Raw genomic sequence first — 360 nt, 5'->3', positions numbered from 1 at the left:
GACCGATAAGCCGGGTTCTGTCGTTGACAGTCATTCATCTAGGCCAGCAATCGCTCACTGGCTCAAGCAGCCTACCCGGGTTCAGTACGGGCCGTACCATGTGAACCCCTATTTGGCCTTGCTCCGGGTGGAGTTTACCGTGCCACGGACTGTTACCAGCCGCGCGGTGCGCTCTTACCGCACCCTTTCACCCTTACCTGATCCCGCTTGCGCGGGCCATCGGCGGTTTGCTCTCTGTTGCACTGGTCGTAGGCTTGCGCCTCCCAGGCGTTACCTGGCACCCTGCCCTATGGAGCCCGGACTTTCCTCCCCTCCATCTGTCTCCCCGAAGAGGACGGCAATGAAGCGGCGACTGTCTGG

Annotated in this window: 1 other RNA gene; it reads right to left on the bottom strand. The window is 61.4% G+C overall.

The window, feature by feature from the left end:
• Positions 1-2 precede the first annotated feature (2 nt).
• Positions 3-360, bottom strand: an RNA gene (gene rnpB, locus L0U89_RS20275) — RNase P RNA component class A.

The sequence above is a fragment of the Mariniradius sediminis genome, from assembly GCF_021491425.1.
GTDB classification, from domain to species: Bacteria; Bacteroidota; Bacteroidia; order Cytophagales; family Cyclobacteriaceae; genus Mariniradius; species Mariniradius saccharolyticus.
The sequence above is the reverse complement of the archived record's forward strand: the minus strand, read 5'-3'. Positions and strand labels throughout refer to the sequence as shown.